Source organism: Chloroflexus sp. (genome assembly GCF_034435895.1).
GTDB lineage: Bacteria > Chloroflexota > Chloroflexia > Chloroflexales > Chloroflexaceae > Chloroflexus.
This window is the reverse complement of sequence record NZ_DAOTWH010000069.1, coordinates 1-22,347: the sequence shown is the minus strand read 5'-3', so window position 1 is coordinate 22,347 and position 22,347 is coordinate 1. Positions and strand designations below refer to the sequence as shown.

22 protein-coding genes and 1 pseudogene are annotated in these 22,347 nt (G+C 60.2%); 15 read left to right on the top strand and 8 right to left on the bottom strand.

Going from position 1 to position 22,347, the window contains the following annotated elements; translation table 11 throughout:
* Both U9R81_RS04275 and U9R81_RS04270 read right to left on the bottom strand, forming a co-directional pair.
* Positions 1-261 (bottom strand): annotated as a pseudogene (locus U9R81_RS04275) (anti-sigma factor); the annotation flags it as partial.
* A gap of 14 nt (positions 262-275) precedes the next feature.
* Positions 276-875 (bottom strand): RNA polymerase sigma factor, encoded by a 600-nt coding sequence (locus U9R81_RS04270; RefSeq protein WP_322494281.1) that lies wholly within the window; start codon positions 873-875, stop codon positions 276-278.
* A 345-nt stretch (positions 876-1,220) separates the two neighbouring features.
* Between U9R81_RS04270 and U9R81_RS04265 the strand changes: the two genes are divergently transcribed.
* A complete protein-coding gene (locus tag U9R81_RS04265) occupies positions 1,221-2,306 on the top strand; it encodes a polyprenyl synthetase family protein (RefSeq protein ID WP_322494280.1) in 1,086 nt (361 codons plus the stop codon).
* A gap of 13 nt (positions 2,307-2,319) precedes the next feature.
* On the opposite strand, the gene U9R81_RS04260 is transcribed toward U9R81_RS04265, so the two are convergent.
* Complete coding sequence (locus tag U9R81_RS04260) at positions 2,320-3,444, bottom strand: PAS-domain containing protein (RefSeq protein ID WP_322494279.1); 1,125 nt, start codon at positions 3,442-3,444, stop codon at positions 2,320-2,322.
* 187 nt (positions 3,445-3,631) lie between these two features.
* Here U9R81_RS04260 and U9R81_RS04255 point away from each other — a divergent pair, with 187 nt between their 5' ends.
* Both U9R81_RS04255 and U9R81_RS04250 read left to right on the top strand, forming a co-directional pair.
* A complete protein-coding gene (locus U9R81_RS04255) occupies positions 3,632-4,354 on the top strand; it encodes an SDR family NAD(P)-dependent oxidoreductase (RefSeq protein WP_322494278.1) in 723 nt (240 codons plus the stop codon).
* 154 nt (positions 4,355-4,508) lie between these two features.
* Positions 4,509-5,585 (top strand): sigma-70 family RNA polymerase sigma factor, encoded by a 1,077-nt coding sequence (locus U9R81_RS04250; protein ID WP_322494277.1) that lies wholly within the window; start codon positions 4,509-4,511, stop codon positions 5,583-5,585.
* Positions 5,586-5,635: 50 nt separating this feature from the next.
* On the opposite strand, the gene malQ is transcribed toward U9R81_RS04250, so the two are convergent.
* The 3 genes from malQ to U9R81_RS04235 all read right to left on the bottom strand — a co-directional run bounded on the left by malQ (position 5,636) and on the right by U9R81_RS04235 (position 9,370).
* Complete coding sequence (gene malQ / locus U9R81_RS04245) at positions 5,636-7,165, bottom strand: 4-alpha-glucanotransferase (RefSeq protein ID WP_322494276.1); 1,530 nt, start codon at positions 7,163-7,165, stop codon at positions 5,636-5,638.
* A gap of 94 nt (positions 7,166-7,259) precedes the next feature.
* Positions 7,260-8,168, bottom strand: coding sequence for an arginase (gene rocF / locus U9R81_RS04240; RefSeq protein WP_322494275.1), 909 nt, complete (start codon positions 8,166-8,168; stop codon positions 7,260-7,262).
* Positions 8,165-9,370 carry an ArsA family ATPase gene (locus U9R81_RS04235; protein WP_322494274.1) on the bottom strand — a complete coding sequence of 402 codons (1,206 nt, stop codon included), beginning with the start codon at positions 9,368-9,370 and terminating at the stop codon, positions 8,165-8,167. The genes rocF and U9R81_RS04235 overlap by 4 nt, the downstream gene beginning before the upstream one ends.
* 164 nt (positions 9,371-9,534) lie before the next feature.
* On the opposite strand from U9R81_RS04235, the gene U9R81_RS04230 reads away from it, so the two are divergent.
* Both U9R81_RS04230 and U9R81_RS04225 read left to right on the top strand, forming a co-directional pair.
* Entirely contained in the window at positions 9,535-10,053 is a 519-nt protein-coding gene (locus U9R81_RS04230; protein WP_322494273.1) for a histidine phosphatase family protein, read from the top strand.
* Between the two features lie 213 nt (positions 10,054-10,266).
* Complete coding sequence (locus U9R81_RS04225) at positions 10,267-11,013, top strand: NAD-dependent deacylase (protein ID WP_322494272.1); 747 nt, start codon at positions 10,267-10,269, stop codon at positions 11,011-11,013.
* Between the two features lie 266 nt (positions 11,014-11,279).
* On the opposite strand, the gene U9R81_RS04220 is transcribed toward U9R81_RS04225, so the two are convergent.
* Positions 11,280-11,948, bottom strand: a complete 669-nt coding sequence (locus U9R81_RS04220; protein ID WP_322494271.1) for a hypothetical protein — start codon at positions 11,946-11,948, stop codon at positions 11,280-11,282.
* Positions 11,949-12,143: 195 nt separating this feature from the next.
* Here U9R81_RS04220 and U9R81_RS04215 point away from each other — a divergent pair, with 195 nt between their 5' ends.
* Both U9R81_RS04215 and U9R81_RS04210 read left to right on the top strand, forming a co-directional pair.
* The gene (locus tag U9R81_RS04215; RefSeq protein WP_322494270.1) at positions 12,144-12,407 is read left to right on the top strand and encodes a PspC domain-containing protein; all 264 of its coding nucleotides are present in this window, start codon (positions 12,144-12,146) and stop codon (positions 12,405-12,407) included.
* A 132-nt stretch (positions 12,408-12,539) separates the two neighbouring features.
* Positions 12,540-13,415 carry a fructosamine kinase family protein gene (locus U9R81_RS04210; protein ID WP_322494269.1) on the top strand — a complete coding sequence of 292 codons (876 nt, stop codon included), beginning with the start codon at positions 12,540-12,542 and terminating at the stop codon, positions 13,413-13,415.
* A gap of 109 nt (positions 13,416-13,524) precedes the next feature.
* Here U9R81_RS04210 and U9R81_RS04205 read toward each other — a convergent pair whose 3' ends face one another.
* On the bottom strand, positions 13,525-13,743 hold the full coding sequence (locus U9R81_RS04205; protein WP_322494268.1) for a DUF2892 domain-containing protein: 219 nt from the start codon (positions 13,741-13,743) through the stop codon (positions 13,525-13,527).
* Positions 13,744-13,942: 199 nt separating this feature from the next.
* On the opposite strand from U9R81_RS04205, the gene accB reads away from it, so the two are divergent.
* The 8 genes from accB to U9R81_RS04165 all read left to right on the top strand — a co-directional run bounded on the left by accB (position 13,943) and on the right by U9R81_RS04165 (position 22,094).
* The gene (gene accB / locus U9R81_RS04200; protein ID WP_322494267.1) at positions 13,943-14,482 is read left to right on the top strand and encodes an acetyl-CoA carboxylase biotin carboxyl carrier protein; all 540 of its coding nucleotides are present in this window, start codon (positions 13,943-13,945) and stop codon (positions 14,480-14,482) included.
* Positions 14,482-15,675 carry an exodeoxyribonuclease VII large subunit gene (gene xseA, locus U9R81_RS04195; protein ID WP_322494266.1) on the top strand — a complete coding sequence of 398 codons (1,194 nt, stop codon included), beginning with the start codon at positions 14,482-14,484 and terminating at the stop codon, positions 15,673-15,675. The genes accB and xseA overlap by 1 nt, the downstream gene beginning before the upstream one ends.
* On the top strand, positions 15,668-15,865 hold the full coding sequence (gene xseB, locus U9R81_RS04190) for an exodeoxyribonuclease VII small subunit (RefSeq protein ID WP_322488542.1): 198 nt from the start codon (positions 15,668-15,670) through the stop codon (positions 15,863-15,865). Before xseA ends, xseB begins: the two co-directional genes overlap by 8 nt.
* Before the next feature lie 17 nt (positions 15,866-15,882).
* On the top strand, positions 15,883-17,832 hold the full coding sequence (locus U9R81_RS04185) for a hypothetical protein (RefSeq protein WP_322494265.1): 1,950 nt from the start codon (positions 15,883-15,885) through the stop codon (positions 17,830-17,832).
* A gap of 43 nt (positions 17,833-17,875) precedes the next feature.
* Positions 17,876-18,256, top strand: a complete 381-nt coding sequence (locus U9R81_RS04180; protein WP_322494264.1) for a RidA family protein — start codon at positions 17,876-17,878, stop codon at positions 18,254-18,256.
* A gap of 88 nt (positions 18,257-18,344) precedes the next feature.
* Complete coding sequence (locus U9R81_RS04175; RefSeq protein ID WP_322494263.1) at positions 18,345-19,130, top strand: hypothetical protein; 786 nt, start codon at positions 18,345-18,347, stop codon at positions 19,128-19,130.
* Positions 19,127-20,752 carry a flippase gene (locus tag U9R81_RS04170; protein ID WP_322494262.1) on the top strand — a complete coding sequence of 542 codons (1,626 nt, stop codon included), beginning with the start codon at positions 19,127-19,129 and terminating at the stop codon, positions 20,750-20,752. Before U9R81_RS04175 ends, U9R81_RS04170 begins: the two co-directional genes overlap by 4 nt.
* 154 nt (positions 20,753-20,906) lie before the next feature.
* Positions 20,907-22,094, top strand: a complete 1,188-nt coding sequence (locus tag U9R81_RS04165; RefSeq protein ID WP_322494261.1) for an Eco57I restriction-modification methylase domain-containing protein — start codon at positions 20,907-20,909, stop codon at positions 22,092-22,094.
* The last annotated feature ends 253 nt before the right edge of the window (positions 22,095-22,347 follow it).

The following is a 22,347-nucleotide window of genomic DNA, read 5'->3' as shown; positions in this document are numbered from 1 at the left end:
AGGGCGGGCAACCGGCGCGCGCTGCGCTGGATCGGCAGCGATCCGCTCCATCAGCCGCGCGCGCACATGGGCTGGCGGCGTAGCCGGCGCTGCCGCGTACGGCAACAGGGCGACCGTTTCGCGCAACTGTTGCAACTCGGCGCGCGCAGTGGGTGACGTGTTTAGAAGCTGCTCGAGCGCCGCTAGATCGGCCGGGTCAAGGCTGCCTAACGCCGCGGCAGCGAGCAGTGATTGTTCGTTTTCGCGATCAGAGTCGTGCATTGCCGGCTACTTTTCTAGTGATCGTTCGGGTCTATGCCGTAGTGAAGCAATGCTTGCTTCAATTTCTGTAATCCCAGCTGGATCCGGGTTTTGATCGTTCCCAGCGGGCTTTGAAGTTGATCGGCGATCTCGCGCTGCGATAGCCCGCCGAAGTACGCCAGTTCGATCACTTCGCGCTGATCGGCTGGCAAATCGGCTAACGCATCGGTGATCAACCGGCGCCGTTCGGTTTCAATCGTCGCTTGTTCAACATTCTGCTGCTGATCGGGCAATGATGACAGCAGATCGTCGTCATTGCCAGCCGCCCTTGGCCGCGTCCGCCGGCGCCGTAATTCGTCAATGCAGAGATTGCGCGTAATCCCGAACATCCACGGTAAAAAGGCGCTATGAGCCTGAAAGGTCGCCGAGCGCTTCCAAATCCGCCAGAATGTCTCTTGCACAACCTCTTCCGCTGGCTCAGCCGCACTGAGCATCCTCAGCGCGAGACCGTACACTACCCGCGAGTGCCGATCATAGAGCTGCGCTAACGCTGCGCTATCGCCAGCCGCGACTAATTCCATTAATGCTTCATCGCTCAACCGGGCCAAACGGGCCGCATCGTGCGGTTGGGCCACAGCCAACCCCTTATAAGATATACGCTCACCACCCCGAATTGGATGCCTCGCAATCCGGTGATACGCGAAGACTCCACCCAACCATTATACACGGCGCAAACGCTTTTCGGAAAACAGCGCCTTACCGCTCATCACCCGTGCATTTTCACCCTAGATATGGTACAGTTATATTGAATTGATCCATGTGTTTGACAGCCGTACTGAATATGTTATAGTTCAGGTTGTGGCGAATATCACAAGGTGATGATATATCACCTGTCTCTCTGGCAAGGCGTGCCACAATCGCCGGATCGTCGTCGCCTCCGGCGCCAGACCGGCTCGGCGATCCTAGGAAGGAACAGCCGCATGGCCGGCTACCAACCGCAACTTAATCCGTCGGGATCGGTTTCGTTGCCCGAGGCTCGCATACCAACAACACATAGCCACCACAGCGCCGGTGAGTTGCCGCCGCAAACTGCTGGCGGGTTGGCTGGCATCTTTCACCGCGCCAATATTTTGGCCGATCTTGGCGCGATTGAGCAGCGGCTGCTTGAGCGCACCCATTCGCGGGTGGCGGTGATTAGCGCTGCCGGCGCGCACACGGTGCGTTCTGGCGGCAAGCGGATGCGCGCGGCGCTGACCGTCTTAGCCGCCCGCCTTGGTCACTATCAACTCGACCGCGTCTTGCACCCGGCTGCTGCGGCTGAATTGATCCACGCCGCTTCGCTCGTGCATGACGATTTGGTCGATCAGGCCAACCGCCGCCGTGGCCAAATCACCGTCCATGCCCGCTGGGATAACGACGTGGCGTTGATGGTCGGCGACTACTTCTTTGCCCTCGCCGCCGCCGAGATGGCACTTAGCCCTGATCCGCGCATTATCACCTTTTACGCCGAAGCGGTGCAAACCATTTGCGAGGGTGAGTTGAGCCCAGTAACGGTTGCCGAGCCGTTCGACCGCGCCTTGCGCCAGTATCTGTATAAGACCGGCGCCAAGACGGCGGTGCTGTTTGAAGCGGCTTGCAAGGCCGGCATGGTGGCTGGCAGCGGCAGCGATGAGCAGATCGCGGCTCTTGGCCGTTATGGCTATGATCTCGGCATGGCGTTCCAGATTGTCGATGACGTGCTTGATTTTATCGGCGATGAGCGGACGCTCGGCAAGCCAGCCGGCAATGATTTGCGCCAAGGCACGATTACCCTCCCGCTCATTTATGCTACTGCTGCTTCGCCAAGCCCGTTGCTGCGCGAGGTGCTTGCCCAGACACCGCCGGACGATGCGCTGGTGGCTGACGTTATCCGCGAGGTGATCGCTGTTGGCGGCGTTGCCGCCGCCCAAACCGAGGCTGAACGCTATATCGAGCAGGCGATTGCTCACCTCGCTATCTTCCCCGACAGCCCGGCCCGGCAGGCGCTGATCGATATTGCCCGCTTCGTGATCGAGCGCACGGTGTGAGCCAGCTTCGCCGCTATTCCTGCCGCAACGCATAGCGCACGCCGTCACGCAGATCGGCGCGGGTAATGATGTTGCTCAGATCAACTCCTAACGCAACCAATGTCTGCGCGACATCAGGACGAATGCCGGTCATTACCAATTGCGCTCCCAGCAAGCGCACCGAGGTGGCGCATTGCAAGATGGCATGCGCTACCTGTGTGTCAATCACCGGCACTCCGGTTACGTCAAGCACGACCACGCGCACTTGCCGCTGCTGCACCGCGTGCAGCAATGCTTCAATCAGCATCGCCACCCGCACGCTGTCAAAGGCTCCTACCATCGGCGCCAGCAACACCCGTGGCGCCACTTCCAGCAGCGGCGTTGAAAGCTCGGCTAACAACGCCGCTTGCGCCGCGATCACCTCTTCGCGAATCGCCAACTGCCGGCGCAGCTCTTCCGCTTGCTTGATGTCGGTAATGTCGATCCGCAAGCCTACTGCGCCGCCATCAGCCGTGCGCCGCTCGACAATCCGGATCCACCTGCCATCGGCAAGGTGCTGTTCAATCGGCGCCAGTTCGGCGTGCAATCGCAGCCGCTCAGCCACCCATTCGTCAACCCGCCCAATCGCGTTCGCGTATTGGCCTCGTTCGGCTCCCAGCTGGATAAACTCGGCAAACGGACGGCCCGACGTGATCAGATCGGCGCTGATCGCGTAGAGTTCGCGGTAGCGCCGGTTGCAGAAGACAATCCGATCCTCGGCATCGAGCAAGAGAAAGCCCTCTTCAAGGCTATCGAGCGCGCTTAAGATTGCTTCTAACCGCTGCTCGGCAGCGCGCTGCGCCGTCAACAATGCCGTGACCTCAACCACTTGGGCCGTTAACGCCGTTGCGCTACGCCGGATCGCTACCTGCGCGTGCCGCGACCGATCGCGGCGCAGCGGCGCGGCCAACTGCAACGGTGGATCATCCGGCGTAAGCGTTGCCAGCCACAATCGGGCCGCAGCCTGATCAGGCGCGTCCCACGCCAAGACGCCGGCGCAAGCGGCGATCAGATCATGTGGCAGATCACCCGGTTCGCTTAACTCTAACCACAGACGATTACACTGTAACGGCCCGTCCGCCGGCGCATACGCGGTAGGCAACGGTAACGCATCTAGCATTGTATGGCTCTCGTTGGACATAGGAAGCGATCAGGTAAGTGCGGGAGACACCTCTGCATTATAACCCAGCCTACGACCAGCATGCGTGAGGATTTCCAGCCTATCTTGCTCGCGGCAACTAGGTGAAGTGTGGTATAACCATGATAGGTTTGCAAAAGGTTTGCAAAGCTTTAATAGGAGTACTACCATGACTCTCACCGGAATGCATGCGTTAGTCACCGGCGGCGGTCGCGGATTGGGACGGGCCAGCGCGCTCGCGCTGGCGAAGGCCGGTGCAACGGTTTCGGTGCTGGCCCGCAGCGCCGATGAAGTTGCCGAAACGGTCTGGCTGATTGAAGAGAGCGGGAGGGAGGGCTTGGCCCTCACCGCCGATGTGCGCGAGAGTAACCAACTCGAACACGCCGTCGCTCAAGCCCGCACCCGCTTCGGCCCGATCCGGATCTTGGTCGCTGCCGCCGGCATTGGCCTGCGCGCACCCATCTACGAAACCAGCGAAGCGCAGTGGGATGCGGTGGTTGATACGTTGCTCAAAGGGGTGTTTCTCAGTGCCCGGATTGTCATCCCCGACATGATCGAAGCCGGCGGCGGCAATATCATCATCGTCGGCGCGCCGCTCGACCGCATCGCCGTGCCCGGCTTCGCCGCTTACTATGCCGCCAAAACCGGCGTTGACGGCTTGGCGCGGGTGATGGCGAAAGACCTCCGGCGCTTTGGCATCAATGTCAATCTCGTTCACCCCGGCGGCTTTGCCGATACCCAGATGGTGCGCACCACCGTCCCTGAAGTTCGCACCGGCTTGCTGAGCCCTGACGAAATCGGGCCAGCAGTGGTTGAACTCGCGGCCCTGCCCCCGCGTAGCCAAACCGGCCAGACCATCGATGCTCACGCCCATAAATTGGCGCAAAATTAGTCTTTTCAGGGTCTTGACAAAACCTGTGCAAAGACCGAAAATATACACATCCGAAATCTTTGAGGCGGCGTATATCTAGACAGAGAATAATCGACGCCCCTCAAAGGGTTAGCATCCGCGCTGTCGCTGCCAGCCGGAAACAAGGAGTACTGCCGTGAAAGCCTTCCCTCAGAATCACCCAGCCGACAGTGAAATCGAACCGGAAGAGTCCGCTGAGGCCGCCGAACTCGATGCTGAGTGGGATGGCGATGTAGAACTCGTCGTGGAAGACGAGGAGATGATCGAGCCAGTCGCAGACCTTAGCGATGAGAGCGATTTTGAGGCGGTCGAGGATTCGGTGCAGCTCTATCTGCAAGAGATTGGTCAGGTACCGCTCTTAACCGCCGAAGAAGAGATCGAGCTGGCCCGGCAGTACAGTCGCGGTAAAGAGGCGCGCCTGCGGTTACAACACGAGCAGTACGCCAATAACCGCGAGCGGATGCGGCTAGAGATGGAAGTAGCCCGCGGCGAGGAGGCGCGCCGCCGGTTGATTCAGGCTAATCTGCGGCTGGTCGTTAGCGTGGCGAAGAAATATATTGGCAGCCCGATGGCCTTTATGGATCTGGTGCAAGAGGGCAATATCGGCCTGATGCGCGCCGTCGAGAAGTTTGACTACACCAAAGGCAACCGTTTTAGCACCTACGCCACGTGGTGGATCCGGCAAGCGGTGACGCGCGCCATCGCCGAGCAGAGCCGCCTCATCCGGTTGCCGGTCCATCTGAGCGAGTCGATCGTGCATTTGCGCCGCGCCATCTACCGGCTTGAGCAGGAGCTTGAGCGCGAGCCGACCGCCGAAGAGCTTGCTCATGCCCTCAATATGAGTCTGCGTAAGGTAAAGCGCCTGTTGCGCGCTTCAACCCAGCCGATCTCGCTTGAGCAGCCGCTCAACAACGAGCAAGAGGGCCGCGTGAGCGAGACGCTGGCCGACGAGACGGCGGCGTCGCCGATGGAGATTGCCGAGCAGAATATGTTGCAGGCCGAGATTACGGCGGCGCTAAACGAGTTGCCCGAACGCGAGCGCAAGATTTTGCAGTTGCGCTACGGTTTGCTCGATGGCCAGCGCCGTACCCTCGAAGAGGTTGGCGCTACCTTTGGCATCACGCGCGAACGCACCCGCCAGATCGAGGCTGAGGCCCTTCGCCGCTTGCGCCATCCCAGCGTCGGGCACCGGCTGTATGGGTATCTGGATTGAGACGCAAATAGGTGTACAGACATCTGTGAGGGCGGGTTTGAAACCCGCCCTTACGCTTGCTGATACGTCGCCGGCTCCTTCTCCGCCAGCGGCTCGCGCCCGTACAGCGCCGTCAGATAGTCCAGATGGTGGGCGTGATCGACGTTAAGTTGCTCTGGCCGCATCCGCCATGCCCAATTGCCTTCGGCTCTCCCCGGCAAATTCAGTCGCGCCCACGACCCTAACCCCAACACATCTTGCATCGGGATGATCGCCGTGTCGGCGACCGACATCAACGCCGCCCGGATGAAATCCCACGCAATCGTCTCGTCGCGCGCACCGAGGTAGTTGCGCACATGCTGACGAGTATGCTCATCGAGGGTTGACCACCATCCCACTGTGGTGTCGTTGTCGTGCGTACCGGTATAGACCACCAGATCGCGAGTGTAGTTGTGCGGCAAATAGTTGCTGGTCGCATCGCCGCCCCACGCAAACTGCAACACCGCCATCCCCGGAAAGCCGAGTTGCCGGCGCAGCTCGTCCACATCCGGCGTGATTAGACCCAAGTCCTCGGCAATGATTGGCACTGGCCCCAACTGCGCGCGCACCGCCGCAAACAGCGCCGTGCCGGGGCCGGGAACCCAACAGCCTTCCATGGCGGTGGCGGCCTGCGCCGGCACTTCCCAGTAGGCGGCAAAACCGCGGAAGTGGTCGATTCGCACAATATCCACAAGGCGGAACAGCAGTCGGAAGCGCTCGATCCACCAATCGTAGCCGCGTTGGGCCAGCACATCCCAGCGGTAGAGCGGGTTACCCCAGCGCTGACCAGTTGGGCTGAAGTAGTCCGGCGGCACTCCGGCGACTACCGTGGGGTTGCCGTCAGCATCGAGGTGGAAGATCTCAGGGTTAGCCCAGACATCGGCGCTGTCATAGGCGACAAAGATCGGCAGGTCGCCGATAATCTGCACGCCGCGTTCGTTGGCGTAGTGGCGTAACGCCGTCCATTGGGTAAAGAAGACCCACTGCAAGAACTGCTGGAACCGGATCCGGTCAGCCAATTGCCGGCGCGCCGTCGCGATCGCCGCCGGTTCGCGCCGGGCCAGCCCTGTCTCCCAACGGTTCCATGGCTCGCCGTGATAGGCCTCTTTCAGCGCGGCAAAGAGGGCAAAGGTGTCGAGCCACGCCTGCTGTTCGGCGCAGAACTGTTCAAAAGCGGCGCGTTGTTGGCTGTCAGCCTGCGCGGTAAAGCGGGCAAAAGCCCATTCGAGCCGGGCCAGCTTCCATGGAATGACCGCGCCATAGTCGATCCAGTCGCTGTACGCGCCCGGCGCGTCGTGCAACGCCCCCTCATCGAGCCAACCTAGCCGCACGAGCTGTTCCAGTGAAATTAGCAAGGGATTACCGGCCAGCGCCGAGAGGCCGGCATACGGCGAATCGCCGTAACTCGTCGGGCCGAGCGGCATAATCTGCCACCGCCGCTGCTTCGCCGTCACCAACCAGTCTACAAAACGGTACGCTGTATCGCCAATATCGCCAATCCCGCTAGCGCCCGGCAACGCCGAGGGATGCAACAGAATGCCGCTGACCCGCCGATCATACATAGTGCCACCTCGAAAACGCGCAATGCCACTATTTCGTTGTATGCGCAATTATAACACAAGAAACGAATTAGGCGCGGGATAATTCAGCATCCGTTCACAAAATCCGTTTGCCCAACGCCGACAACGCCAATTCGACGGCCAGCTCGGCAGTGGCATTGCGCTCATCGAGGATGGGATTTACTTCAACGATATCGAGGCTCCGTAACGCGCCGCTCTCGGCGATCAGCTCCATCGCCAGATGCGCTTCCCGCGCCGAGATGCCGCCGCTGACCGGCGTGCCGACGCCGGGAGCTTCACGGGGATCAACCACATCGAGGTCAAAGCTGAGGTGAAAGCCGTCGGTGCCTCTGGTCGCAATCGTTAACGCCTGCTCCATCACCGCCGCCATCCCGCGCCGGTCGATCTCGTGCATGGTAAAGACGGTGATGGCGGACGTGCGTAACGCTTCCCGCTCAAGCGGATCGAGATCGCGTACCGCGATCAGCACCACTCGCGCCGGAACGAATGCCGGCGTCTTCCCGGCTAATCCGGCCAAAAGGGGGGGGCCGCGGCCGGTCAAAACGGCCAACGGCATCCCGTGGATATTACCGCTAGGGGTCGTAGTTTCGTCATTAAAATCGGCGTGCGCGTCGATCCAGATTAAGCCAAGCCGGCGACCGCGCGCGCTGCCGCTAGCCGATCCGATCGCAAGGCTATGATCGCCGCCGAGAATCAGCGGCAGCATCGCTTGCGCAGCAATGTCTGCCACCAACTCGGCGAGGCGCTGGCACACTTCGGCGATTGGTTCGAGGTATCGCAGCCGCGAGTCTGGCGGCGGCAGCGGCGTTGTCTCGACCATTGGCGTAGTCAAATTACCGAAATCAACCACCTGATGGCCAAGGTCTTGCAACCGACGACTGAGACCGGCATAGCGTATCGCGCTCGGCCCCATATCCACGCCGCGCCGCCCCGCACCGAGATCGATTGGCACCCCGAGAATAGCAACCCGCATCTCGCTGGTCATGAGGTGGCCGGCTCCTCTTCCTCGTCGGTCGTCAGCGGCAATGCCGCTGGCGGGCCAAAGAAGACCTCGAGCACCCCATTGCGGAAATACGCCCGCCGCGCCGGTCGCTCGGCAAGAGTGGCGGGCAAGAGCATGTCACGGCGGAAGTTGCCGATTTCGATAAACAACTCATCGCCGCGTTTGGTCATCGAAACTTTGCCGATCTCGACGTGCGGCAATGGCAAGCGCAAGACGTATTCGTCGCCTTGCTTGACAATCTCTTGCGTTTTGCCAATGAAATGCACTTTCACCGGATCATCATCGCCAAACAATTGCCGCCCAACCATTGACAGATCTTTGATCCCGGCCAAATCACGCGCATAATAGGGGCTTTCCCAGATCGGCAGCGGGCGGAAGAGGTCATAGACCATCTGGCGATAGCCCTGCTGGATGCGAGCCAGCTCTTGCATAAACGTGCCTTCAACCTGATCGACCGGCAATACCCGGTTGAGCACAACGCCATCAACCGGATACCCAAACAGAGCCAGATAGGTCGAAGCGCGCTGCGCCTCTTTGATCACCATCCGTTCCGGGTTGACGACAAGCCGGTACGAGCTGACCTGCGGATCGGTCAGCGTTGCCCGCAACGCTTCCACCCCCTTCGTCAACCGCTCAAGTTTTGCAAAGACATCAGTCGCCGGCACCAATTGTTTGACCAGCGGGCGGGCCACTTTCAAGGTGGTCGGTTCCCAGTCCATCACCCGCGCCGCATACCACTGAAAGGTCTCTGGCATGGTCAGCAAGCGCACCGTTTCCCCGGTTGGCGCTGCATCAACAATCACGACGTCAAAGTCGCCATCGCGGGCTTGCCGGCGGATATGAAGCAAGCTCACCACTTCGTCCATGCCGGGAATGATCGCCAATTCTTCGGCAGCAACTTCGTCAACCCCGCGCCGGCGCAACAGATTGCTCAAATAGACGCGCAATTCACCCCAATGCTGGCGCACTTCATCGAGCACATTAATCTCTTGGCCCCATAACCGTTCGCCAATCTGGGTCGGCAGTGACCCCAGCGGGGTATCAAGGGCATCGGCGAGACTGTGGGCCACATCGGTACTCACCACCAGCGTACGATAACCCAACTCGGCCGCCCGCACCGCCGTCGCCGCCGAGGTCGTGGTCTTGCCGACGCCACCCTTGCCAAGATAGAGGATCAGCCGCATTGATGCATCCTTTGTCTGTCTGTCGCCACGAAACAGTCGCTCATCTCGCTGATGCGACGCCGCATCAATTGTATATGTTGCAATTCAGCCCGTCAATAAGCTATGGTACACTACCTACGATGATACTCGATCATCACTGCTACATCAAGGTGCAAGGATTACCAGTGCTTTCAGATCTGTTTCTTATTCGTCATGGGCAACCGGTGCATAATCCGGCCATCCCCTACCAGTTGCCACCGGGGCCTGATCTGTCCGAACGTGGCCGCGCCGAAGCGCGGCAGGTCGCCGCATTTTTGGCTGATAAGGGCGTTGAGCTGCTCTTTGCCTCACCGTTTGCCCGCACCACCCAAACGGCTGAGGTGCTGGTCGATGCGCTCGGTTTGCCGGTTACGTTCACGACGCTCGTCCAAGAGCATGCACCCAGCGAGTCGTTCGACCACGTGCGCGCGCGGGTGCGCGAGTTGCTGGCCGGACTAGCCGATTCGCCCTACCAACGGGTCGGCATCGTGACCCATGGCTCGCCGATCCGGGCATTTTTGCTTGAGATCAGCCACGATCAAATCGATCTGCGCGGCCACGTCTACCAAGGCGGCAACCCTGCCCCCACCTGCGGCGTCTGGCACGTGACCTTCAACCAGCAACGGGCCTGCCGGTTTGAACTGGCGTTTAAACCTGCCGGATAGTGTGGCCGCTGCGCCGCTGTAGGTATGCTCTGTGCGAGACAAACATCGCTGAATCATGCGGGAATGCTGCCCCGCCTTCTCTTACGCGAAAGCGGGGCAAGGCAATGAGAGCAACCAATCCGATGGCTGAGCGGAGCCAAACCGAGAGCGCGGAAATCTTCAGCTCGTGCTGCGTTCCAGATTGATGCCGTCGCATGACAGGGAGGGATAGCGATGACCGATCTTGACGCCGTGATCGCCGCTTTTGTCGCACACTTGCGCACGGCCCGCCACGTGGCCGTGCTTACTGGGGCCGGCATCTCTGCCGAGAGTGGCATTCCCACCTTTCGCGATGCTCAAACCGGCCTTTGGTCACACTTCGATCCCGAAGAACTCGCTTCACCCGCTGGCTTTGCCCGCAACCCGGCCTTAGTCTGGCGTTGGTATGCCGAACGGCGAGTGAAAGCCTGCGCTGCCCAGCCCAATCCGGCCCACTATGCCTTGGCGGAATTGACCAAGTACGTGCCAACATTGACTCTGATGACCCAGAATATCGACGGTCTCCATCAACGGGCCGGCAGCCCCCACGTTACCGAACTGCACGGCAGCCTGCACCGCGCCCGTTGTATGGCCGACGGCTCGGTGCATCACACATGGAATTACGACGAGGAATTGCCGCGCTGCCCGAATTGCGACGCGATGCTACGACCTGATGTGGTTTGGTTTGGCGAAATGTTGCCGCGGCGGGCGCTAGAAACGTCGTGGCAGGCTGCGCTCGATTGCAATGTTTTTATGTCAATTGGAACATCAGGCGTCGTCGAGCCGGCAGCGTCACTGCCGCGAGTAGCGCTTGGTCGTGGCGCAACCGTGCTCATCCTCAATCTTGAACAAACCACTGCCGCTCGCCCGCCGCTCTTCACCATCAACGGCAAAGCCGGCAAGGTGTTGCCGCGTTTGGTCAGGGAAGCGTTTGGCGAGTAAATGCGAGCGCAGCTCGCTCACCCACCGGTCATGGCGAGGGAGCGGCAGCTCGCTCTCCGCCGGTCATGGCGAGGGGGCGCAGCCCCCGAAGCAATCTCCCCCTTCGGCGCCAGCGATGCCTGAGCGGATTGCTCCCGCCCGCGCAGGAGCTTGCTTCATCGCGCTCCGCGCGGCTCGCACTGACAATCGGAGATGCCAGACAACATGCCGCTATCCCGCAGGTGCAACCTGTGGGATAGCGGCATGCGAAGGAAGGAACCGCCACCTTATTGCATCGCAGCGGTCGCCGCTTGGCGGAAGGCATTCACCGCAGCGTCGATCACCTTTTGCGGATCGCCCCCAGCAGAGGTCACAATCGCGCGCAGCGTTTCCCCGTTGCGCAACCGTGAGCGGATGGTCGCTACATCGAGCCCAGTCTGATCGGCTGCCGCTTGAATCAGCCACCCCAGCGTGCTGCGCTCGGCTGCTTTAGCCGCCCGATCGGCCAACTGCGCACCGACGGTAGTATCATTGACCAAAGTTGTCGCCCGCTCGCGAATGGTAGCCAGCATCTGATCGGCCTCGGCCTGCGTCATGCGCCCCTTGCTCACCGCCTGATCGAGCCGTGTCTTGGCCGCATCCACCACCGCCTTCACTAACGCATCACCGCTGCTGCCGTGAGCAGCGGCGATCTGGGCCAAGCTACGACCATTCTGCAACTCGGCGCGAATGGTCGCGGCATCAAGACCGGTCAGATTTTGCAGTGCCTTGATCAATTGCCCAATGGTAACTGCTCCCGCGCCGCGCCAACCACCGCCGCCTCTCCCGTATGCTAGCTCGACTGGTGTCGTATTGGGCGCCACTGCTTGCGCCGCGCTCACTAGGGCCGGCTGGCTCCACAGCAGAGCCAATGCCAATACTGCGCCGGCGAGACCACTGAACAGCGTTCGTTTCATCGCATCTCCTCCGTTGTGTTGTTGTGCTGCGAAGTAGACCGGCTAATCCGGAGTCAGATGTAATCTAGCATCAGACTTTGAATAAATTATGAACTGGCGGCGAGCAAATTGTGGAGGCGGTTGCAACAACGTCGCGCTGGCAACGTCATACCAGCAGGTATCGCACAGCGAACAAGATGGCAAAGGAGAAGAGCTATGACAACCACTCGCTTAACGCGCAGCGCCACCGATAGCATGATTGGCGGCGTGTGCGGCGGCCTCGCCCGCTACTTCGGCATCGACAGCACGATTGTCCGGCTGGTATTCATATTAGCGGTGCTCAGCGGTCTCAGCCCGCTGATCTACATTGTGCTCTGGATCATTATGCCGAAAGAGGAATTGGCCCAGCCTACCCCGCCGGCCCAAGCCCCCACCGGCGAATGGAAGTACGATCCGTACACCGGCCAGCGCATCCGGTGAATGAACGGCACGTGGTACGGGCGGGTTTGAAACCTGCCCGTACTAGCTCCCATCCCCTGTCTTCTCCTCATTGACTCTCCGGCGCACCCAGCGTATGATTCCGGCAACGCTCGTGTCTACTGCACCAAACCGATGACTTTGCCAACAGCCGTCGCCAACCTGATCACCACTGCGCTGGGCCGCCCGATCGAGCAGATCGATCACCTCAGCGGCAGCTTTGGCGCGCGCCTTGCCCGCATCACCATCGGCGGGCAGCGCTTTGCGCTCAAGTGGGCCGCTAGCGGCGCGCCAGCGGCGATGGTCGCCGCCGAAGCCCATGGCCTGCGCACACTCGCCGCCGCCAACGCCATCCGCGTGCCTACTGTCATCTTCGCGTGCGCGGCCAACGGCGACCAACCCGCCATCGTGCTCAGTGAATGGATTGCAGGCGATGGTCGCCCCCCCGATCCGGCCCAACTCGGCGAACAGCTCGCTGCACTGCACCGCCACACTGGCGCTGCGTATGGCCTTGAGTGCGACAACTTCATCGGCGGCACTCCGCAAACCAATGGCTGGATGGAGGACTGGATCGCCTTTTTCCGCGAGCGACGCCTCTTGCCGCAGATCGAGCTGGCTGCCCGCAACGGTCTTTTGCCGGCGCGCCGCCGGCAGATGCTGGAACGGGTTGTGAGCCGGCTTGACGAGTGGCTGAGCGGTGTGCCGCGCGTTCCCTCGCTCATCCATGGCGATCTGTGGAGCGGCAATGTGATCGCTGGCCCCGGCGGTGCGCCAGCTTTGATCGACCCCGCCATTTCGCACAGCGACCGCGAGGCTGAATTGGCCTTTACCGAACTCTTCGGCGGCTTCTCGCCTCGCTTCTACGCCGCGTATCAAGCGGCATGGCCGCTCGCCCCCGGCTACCGTGACCGGCGCGACCTCTACAACCTTTACCACCTGCTCAACCACCTGAACCTGTTTGGCGAAGGCTACGGCGGGCAGGTCGATGCGGTCGCGCGCCGGTATGGATAGGCAGCGCGTGAACGAACGTTTGCATGGTATTACGTGGGAATCGTATGGAGTGCGGTAGTTAAACTGCCGCACTCCATAGAAGCAATGCATGATTCGCGGAGTCTGTTGCTTAGCGCGTCTGTTTCCGTTCACGCGTGCGTTTGCAGGTATTAATGCCAAAGACCCAATATAATGGGCATACCGCATACGCCGCCGTCGCAAACATAATCAGCGCAAGAAAACCAGTAATGACCTGCAACCAGAAGAGCTGGCCAAAGAGCGAAATAAGACCGAAAACCATCGTCAATACGAGACGAATATCGCGATCTAGCGTGCCTACATTGCGCATATCAAACATCCTTTCCCTCGACCGTTTCTCGCGCCTAGCATAACAATCTTGTTTACGCTTGTTGGTGAAGATTTCACTACCAAGCGTAATGATTGCTCATTTGCATTGTAAGGCAAGAACCCGGAATATGCCACATCGAAGAGATTTGACTCTTGTGCTACAATAGGGTAGTTTCGCCGAGACTATGCTGTGGGGAGCTATGAAGGACGAAACCATCGACATGCCAATTGATCAGAATGATCCGTTCGGTTTGGCGGCTGTGCGCGATCTGTTGCACATGCTCGAGGAGAGCGATGTCTACGAAATCACGATCGAGCGCGGCAATGCCAAGTTACACGTCAAACGCGGCCAGCCCACCCCTAGCGGCGTGATCTATTCTGCTCCGCTGCCCGCCGCACCGCTCAGCGCACCGATCAACGCACCCCTGCCGACCACCCCAGTGACGCCTTTCGTCCAACCGCCGCCAACGCCAGAAGGGCCGCCAGTCGAAATGCCGGCTGGCCATACGATTACCGCCCCGATGGTCGGCACTTTCTACGCGGCGCCCTCGCCGAAAGACAAGCCGTTCGTGCAGGAAGGCGATGAGGTGCGGGTCGGCGATACCGTCGGCATTGTTGAAGCGATGAAGATGATGAACGAGATCGAGAGTGACGTCGCCGGACGGGTGGCGCGCATTCTGGTCAAGAATGGGCAACCGGTTGAGTACGGCCAGCCGCTGATGGTGATTGAACCGCTTTGATGCGCGCTTTTTCGGTCTCTGACTTAAATAGCGCTCTGCGCGCTCATCTGGAAGGCGAGGGTTTGTTCTTCGACCTCTGGCTGCTAGCTGAAGTCGTGGAATTCCGCCGCTACCCTTCAGGGCATTGCTACTTTACCCTGAAAGATGAGCAAGCGAGCATTCGCGCCGTGCTCTGGCGCAGTGCCGCCGAACGGCTGGCGAAGCTGCCGGCCAACGGCGAGGCAGTGCTTGCCCATGGCCGGGTTGGCTTCTACGAAGCCCGTGGCGAAGTGCAGTTCGTCGTCGATCAGATCGTGCTGGCAGGGGAAGGCTTGCTCAACGCGCAACTCGAACAACTGCGCGCCCGTCTCGAAGCTGAAGGGTTGTTCGATGAACGCCGCAAGCGACCGTTGCCGCCCCTGCCGCGCCGGATCGGGATCGTTACCTCGCTCCAAGCGGCGGCGCTGCAAGATATGCTGACCATTTTCCGCCGCCGCTACCCGCTCGCCGAAATCGTCTTATCACCGTGTCTGGTTCAAGGTGAACTGGCCCCGGCTAGCATTGTGGCCGCACTCCGTCGCGTCTATGCCGAGCCGGTCGATCTCGTGATCGTAGCTCGCGGCGGCGGCGCCAGCGAGGATCTGGCGGCATTCAATGATGAACAGGTAGTGCGGGCAGTCGCCGCTAGCCCGGTGCCGATTATCACCGGCGTTGGCCACGAGACCGATACCACCTTGGTGGATGCAGTGGCCGATCTGCGAGCTCCCACCCCTTCCGCCGCTGCCGAATTGGCCGCGCCAGCCGTCGTCGATCTTCGCCAACGTGTCGCTGAATTGCGTGACCACGCCGCTGACGCAATCATGGCGCGCATCGAGGAGCAGCGCCGCGCAGTTGACCAACAAGTGGCTTTGCTCCGCCGCAACCATCCCCACCGCCGCCTTGATGCAGCCCGCCAGACGGTTGATGAGTTTGATCGCCGGGCTAGCCGTGCGTTCGAGCGGTGGCTGGCCCTCGCCCAAACCCGCCTGCAAGGCTTGCAAGCCCGGCTCAGCACCCTCAGCCCGCAAGCGACGCTGGCCCGCGGCTACGCCATCGCGCAATGCGCTGGCGGGCAAGTTGTTACCGATCCGGCACAGGTGCAAGCGGGTGAACAGCTCCAACTCACGCTACGCGCCGGTAGGCTGCTTGTCGTTGTAGAGGACGCCCATGAGTGAACCAACTGCCGTTGAACAATACGAGACATTGCTGGCCGAGTTACAGGCAGTGGTAGAAAGGCTCGAGCGCGGCGAGTTATCGCTTGCCGAAGCGTTGCACCTTTACGAACGCGGCGCTGAGCTCGCTGCAGCGTGCCAACAATTGCTCGACACTGCCGAATTGCGGGTACGCCAGCTCGATAGCGCGTAAACGGAACCTGAATCGTCATGAGCGTCTCGATCGTGGAAAAAGTCTATCGTTACCCATGGCGGCGGCGATGGTGGCTCGCCACCATCGGTAATCTGCTGGTGATCGCGAGCCTCCTCATTGCTGCGTACCAGATTCTGCGCGGAGTCGTCGCAGCCAGCGAACCCCTCGCGCCTTGGTTGCGCCGCACACCTTGGCTACGCCCGCTCTACGATGGACTTTCTCCCCTTCCGCGCGATCTGAGCTTATGGTTCCCAGAAGCGCTAGGGATGCTGCTGTGGGCCGCAGTTGGCTTGTTTATCGCGTTAATCCTCCTCAACGCACTACCGGCTATCCGAACGAGTGCCCGCGGCCTGCTCGTCGAGTTTGCCGGCGGCTGGCTGCCGGTGGCATGGGAAGACGTGCAACAGATCCACGTCACGGGCGATGAGGCCGGCCAGCGCTTTGTGTTGCTGGTGATCCCCGCAAAACAAGCCAAGCGTCTGACCGGCTGGCATCGTGTATATGGCTTGTTATACGGCACCACCATCCAGCCAGCTTTTCTCGTGTCGTCATCGATCGATGAGTTTGACCATTTGCTCAATACGATCTCGCACGAAAACAGCCGCGCGATCCGCAGCGTTGAAGGAGCGCAGCCGGTGCTGGTCGACGAACAACGCCGTTCACCATTGTTTGGCCTATTCTTGCGCGGCGCTACAACCGCATCGCCGGCTGCCAATGCGATCTTGCCGCCAACGACCGCGCCAGACGTGACGGCCACGCTCCCCACATGGTCATTGATCAGGATCGCTCACCTTAGCGTGATGGCGCTTGTGCTCATCTTTGGCCTGCTGCACTATCGCAGTTATTGGGATCGAGCGCTCACACTCATGGTTCCAGAGCTACGCAGCAACCCTGCGCTGCTGTGGGTCAGCCAAGATCCAGTCTATCGCGCGATCTTCAATGCCTATCAAGGCGCTAGTACACCTTTCTTCGGCTTTTCTGGACGGCCTGATCTACCGGCCCCAGTATGGCTGCTGATCGCCGCCCATCTGCTGCTAGCGCTCGTCATTGCTCTAGCCTTCGCGCTGCTGATCGCTATTCCCTCGTCAGCCATTGCTGGTCAAAACGGGATGATCGTCCGCTTTCTCCCCCACCCACTGACATTCGCGCGCACTCTTCCATGGGCGAGCATCAGCGCGTTTCAGGTGATTGATCTCGGCTTTGGCCGCAGCATCGCCTTTGTTAAATCACCAGCGCTGCCGTGGCTCAGCCGGCTGTGCGGCTTGGTAGTGACGGGGCAATGGACGCCGGGTGTGATCTTGATCGGCACGATGAAGAACTGGCCAGAGCTGATTGAACGCTGTGCAGAACGGTTGAGCCATCTGCCGTCGATCAACGATGCGCCCCGCTTCCAGCCAGCCGCGTTTATGCCCAATCTGCAACTGATTGGCCAGCCGGTGGCGACTATCGTCGCGCTGAAAGCAGAATTGGCCGCAACCGGCGCAACCACAACCCATCTGCTGTGGCAATCTGTAAGGACGATGCTCGTTGTATCGTTGCCGCTTGGGTTGATGTTTGCCATTCTTGCCTTGATTGACGGCGATCGCTGGCCAGATTTAGGCATTATCTTGGGCGGGGTTGGCTTTGGGCTAGCCGGCTTACTCGAATGGCCGCTTGTCGTGCTGATTTCATTGATTATTCACGGTGCGCTTGACAACGACCAAGAGCAGGCGCATATTTTCACGTTCTACCCGCTGGTGCAGATGCCGCGCCTCTTGCCGTTGCTACTGGCCCTGATTTGCCTCATCATCAATCTGCCATGGCTAGCTGCCATCCTCTGGCTTGCTTCCCTCGCGATTGCCTACTGGGTGACAGCGGCGCTCTGGGTGGATGTATACAAGTGGGAAGGCGCGCAGGTGATTCTGGGTGGTCTGCTGCCGGCGATCTGGCAGCTTTTTGTGATGGTGGGATTCTGGCTGTTACGGTAAGATTGGCGTGGCAAAATCATTGCCAACAGAGAGGATATTGACAATGGATCGCATCCGTATCGCTACCGAAGCTGCTCCGGCAGCGATTGGGCCGTATTCGCAGGCTATCCGGGCGGGTAACTTGATTTTTGTGTCCGGACAGTTGCCGATCAATCCGGCCACCAACGAGATGATTACGGACGACATCGGCGCCATGACCCGGCAAATCTTTGCAAATATTGCCGCTATTTTGCAAGAGGCGGGTAGCTCGCTGAACCGAATCGTAAAAACGACCGTCTTTCTGGCCGATCTGAACGATTTTGCCGCAATGAATGCCGCATACGCCGAGCATTTCAGCGACGCGCCGCCGGCCCGTTCCACCGTGCAAGTGGCCCGCTTGCCCCGCGATGCCCGGATCGAAATTGAAGTAATTGCGTTAGCGTAACAATATCATGCGCATCGTTTGCCGCTGTCGCGCGGTATTCATGATGAGATGATCACGTTGCCTTCCCGTAGTGGATTGGAACGACCGGATGCGACAGCGCGCGTTTTTCATCGCCATCCTGATCGGGGCGCTCATCACCATCGCGTGGCTCCAGCGTCCCGACGGCAAATTGCATGTCATCCTGCTCCCGACTGCCGGCGATGCGATCCTCATCCAATCGCCCGCCGGTTCGTTTACGTTGATTGACGGCGGGCGCGACCCGACTGATCTAGCGGTCGCTTTGGGGACATATCTGCCGTTTTGGCAACGCCATCTGGCGGCCATAGTGCTGACCCGCGCTGTTGAGCACAATCTGCCCGGCCAGTTGGGGGCGTTGCGGCGATACCGGCCCGCGCTGGCGCTGGCGCAAACACTACCCAAGGGAGAATGGCGCGATCTGATGGAAGGTATGGCAACGCCGGTGCGCCAGTTGCAAGCCGGGCAACAGATCAATCTCGGTGGAGCGCGCTTGCGCGTGTTGGCGACGAATGATGGCGATGACGGCGGCGCAGTGTTGCTGATTGAATACCGCGCAACCCGTGTGCTCATCCACAACGGCGGTAGCGCCGGCGATGCGGCCCTCGCCGCACTGGCCGGACACACGATTGATCTGCTCATCTATCCGTGGCAACGCCCGATCACGACACCGGCATTGCGCGATCTGCACATTCGCGCTGTTGCCTTCAGCGCCGGCTTTGAGGCCGATGATCCAGCGTTAGCCAGCTTCTATGAACGGCGGCAACTAGCGCCACACCTGTACCATCCCAAACTCGACGGTGCGATTCATCTGATCAGTGATGGTCGCCGAGTCACAATAACCACGCAACCGCCATGAACGACCGTCTCGGCTTAGTGTTACTTCTCATCGGCGCGGCTCTTGCGCTGCTCTGCGCCGGCGCATTCCTCTGGCAGCGGTTTTACCGCGACGATCCGGCCAATGCGGCCCGCCGCATCTTCAAAAACAGCGCCGTCACGTTTGGCTTGCGCATGTTTGTGCGCGGGTTGGATACGGTTATCCTTTTTTTGCTGGTCGGCGCGCTCGATCCAGCGGCGCTGGGAGCGTATAACACAGCCGCGCTGCTGGTAGCGCAATACCTCGCTACGTTCACCGAATTCGGGCTTGGCGTCTTGCTGACCCGTGAAGTTGCCCGCCAACTTGATGCTGCCCGCCGGTTGTTCGGTGTTACCCTGACGCTACGCCTCATTTTGATTATCGCCGCGGCTGCGCCGGTGGCATGGCTAGTCATCGCTAGCTACAACCTGATCGGCGCAGTTGGGTTGAGCGAGCCGCTCACCGCCGAAGGCCAATTGGCGATCTGGATTTTGCTGCTGACTCTCGTGCCGAGCGCGTATAGCGGCGCAGTGACGGCGCTCTACAATGCTGCCGAACGTATGGAAGTGCCGGCGGCGGTAGAAGTGTTGACGGCGCTGCTCAGCTTTCTGGCCCGCATTGCCGTGCTCGCGCTGGGATGGGGCGTGATCGGGTTGGCATGGGCAGCGGTGTTGGTTAGCTCGATCACCGCCGTGATCTTTTTCGGGTTGCAAGTGCGAGCCTTCTTCGCCCCCACCCTCAGCTTCGATGCCGCCGCGATCCGCGCCCTTGTGCCACAGGCGCTGCCGTTGATGCTGAATAACCTGCTCAGCGTGATCTTCTTTCGCTTCGACCTCTTCATCGTACGCGCTTTTGGCGGCAGCAACGCCGATCTGCTGGCGCAACAATACGTCCTGCCCTACCAATTGCTCAACATCGCGCTGGTGCTGCCGCCGGCCATCACCTTCGCTGTGTTCCCGCTCTTGGCGCGGCGAGCCGGCGGCGCGCGCAGTGAACTGGCCAACGCCCAACAACGCACCCTGCGCCTGCTGCTCTTGATCGCCTTCCCGCTGGCGATGGGTATGACCCTGCTGGCCGATGATCTGGTCTGGATCTTCGCCCGCCGCCGCTTTGCCGAATACCTGCCGTCGGTGACGGTGCTCGCGGTGCTAGCGTGGTTCCTGCCGCTCTCGTTTGCCAACGGCCTCTTGCAATACGTCTTGATCGCCATCGAACAGCAAACCGCCATCACCCGCGCCTTCGTCGCCGGTGCGGTCTTCAACCTGACCGCCAACCTGATCGCGATCCCGCTCGCCATCCGGCTAGGCCAACCAGCAGATGCCTTACTAGCGGCGGCGATCATCACCATTGCCTCGGAAGTTGTGCTGTACGCTGTCTTCCGGCCCGTGCTGCATCAAGAGGGCCTACCGCCGGGCATCCTGAAGCTGATGTGGCAACCGGCGTTGGCTAGCCTCGCCATGGCCGCCGCGATGCTGCCGGCCATCCTCTGGTTGCCGGGATGGATCGGCAGCCTGTGCGCGACCCTGATCGGCCCGCCGGTGTACGGCGTTGCACTATGGCTGCTTGGCACCATTGGCGCGGAAGAGGTGGCGCTCGCGCGGCGGATCATTGGGCGGGCATCGTGATCTGTGATACCATACAGCGATCCACGTGATAACTACGGGAGACCTATGCCCAATCGCGCCAACCTCAACCTCACAACCGATCAAGCACACAGGGCTGCCTTGGGGCAGTTCTTCACGCCGCCCCATATTGCCAATCTGATGGCAGCGTGGATCGATGCCATTGCCGGAAACGATCTCCTTGCTTGATGCCGGCGCGGGCAGCGGCGCCTTAACCGCAGCGCTGGTGCGCAGGGTGTGCCACAAACGTGGCCCAACTCGCCGGATTCATGTAACTGCCTTTGAGATCGATCCCGCCTTAGCGCAACCGCTCGCTCAATGTATGGCGGAATGCCAACGTATGTGCAAGGCGGCGGATGTACAATTTACGGCTGATGTCCAGCATACCGACTTTATCAGCGCGGCAGTGCAGATTGTACGCCGTGAACTCTTCGCCGCTGCCCTGCCGCCATTCAACGTTGCGCTGGCCAATCCTCCCTATCGCAAAATCCGCAGCGACTCAACCCACCGCCTGCTTTTGCGTTCAGCCGGTATCGAAACCAGTAACCTTTACGCGGGTTTTCTTGCCTTGATTATGCGGTTGCTTGCTCCCAACGGCCAGCTTGTATCAATCACCCCGCGCAGCTTCTGCAACAGCCCATATTTTCGACCGTTTCGCACAGAGTTGCTGACCTCGATGACGCTCCAGCGCCTCCATACGTTTGTTTCACGCGCCACCGTCTTTCGTCACGACGATGTGCTGCAAGAAACCGTCATCATGCACGCGGTCAAATCTGCCCAACCGCGCGCCACGATCTGGGTGTCGCGGAGCAATGGACTCGCCGGCCACCCGCTGTACGAGCAAGCATTGCCCAGTGATACGGTTATTTGCGCCACTGGCGCCGATCGCTGGATTCACATCCCAGAACACGAAGATATCCTGCGCGCGCAAGGACAGTGCCAACGACTACCAGCTACGCTGGCTGACCTTGGTCTAGCGGTATCAACCGGCAGAGTGGTTGACTTTCGGGCCCGGCCATGGTTACGCGCTGAGCCGGGTGAAGCAACCGTTCCGTTAATTTACCCGCCCAACCTGCACTATGGCGTAATCCAATGGCCAAACGTAAGCATGCGCAAACCGCAAGTAATCCAGCGTTGCGCCGAAACAGCCAACCTGTTGATCCCCTCGGCAGTATATGTGGTCGTCAAGCGATTTACGGCCAAAGAGGAACGGCGTCGCTTGGTTGTGGCTCTTTATGAGCCTTGGCGCATACCTGCCGAGAGCGTAGGGTTTGAAAATCATATATTCACGCCAACGGTCGCGGGATCGAACTTGCGCTTGCCAAAGGGCTCACGATCTTCCTGAACTCGACGTGGGCTGATCGTGCGTTCCGGGCCTTCAGCGGTCACACTCAAGTCAATGCTGCCGATCTGCGCGCCTTCTCTTATCCGAGCCGGGCAGCGCCGGAATATATTGGCAATCTCACCGATCAAGTAAACCTTTCCCAAACAGAGATTGAGGCTATAATCGAGGGGTTATTGCATGAGTCAACGCCAGCTTAAACCTGAAGCAATGCGGAAAGAAAAGCTCTCGCAAGCAAAAGCGATTTTGCAACAGC